Consider the following 720-nt stretch of genomic DNA (forward strand, 5'->3'; position numbering starts at 1 on the left):
TAAAGTAAGTTTATATGATTTATATAATGTGGTAAAATATTGTAGAAATAACAATGAAATTATCAAAAGGAGAATTTATAATGAATAATAAAATAGCGAACATGATAGATCATACAATATTAAAAGCTACAGCAACTAAAGAAGATGTAGTTAAAATATGTAATGAAGCAAAAGAAAATAACTTTTTCTCAGTATGTATAAACCCAACTCATATAGAATTAGTTAAAAAAGAATTAGAAGGAAGTAATGTAAAAGTATGTACAGTTATAGGATTCCCTCTAGGAGCTAATAYTTCAGCTGTTAAAGCATTTGAAACTAAAGATGCAATAGCTAAAGGTGCAGATGAAGTAGATATGGTTATAAACATAGGTGCATTAAAAGATAAAAACTATGACTTAGTTGAAAGAGATATAAAAGCAGTTGTTGATGCTGCAGATAAAAAAGCATTAGTTAAAGTTATAATAGAAACTTGCTACTTAACAGATGATGAAAAGAAAATTGCTTGTGAATTTGCAGTTAAAGCTGGTACTGATTATGTAAAAACCTCTACAGGATTCGGAACAGGTGGTTCTACGCCAGCTGACATAAAACTTATGAGAGAAACTGTTGGAGAAAACATAGGAGTAAAAGCATCTGGTGGAGTTAGATGCCAAGATGATGCAGTTAAAGTAATAGAAGCTGGAGCATCTAGAATAGGAGCAAGTGCATCAGTTGCAATAA

The 720-nt window shown here is 30.3% G+C and carries 1 protein-coding gene; it reads left to right on the forward strand.

The window, feature by feature from the left end; genetic code table 11:
* Positions 1-80: 80 nt before the first annotated feature.
* On the forward strand, positions 81-720 hold a 640-nt coding region (deoC, locus tag G3997_RS03755; RefSeq protein WP_330616196.1), incomplete at its 3' end, for a deoxyribose-phosphate aldolase.

This window comes from Romboutsia sp. 13368, assembly GCF_018336475.1.
Lineage (GTDB): Bacteria > Bacillota > Clostridia > Peptostreptococcales > Peptostreptococcaceae > Romboutsia.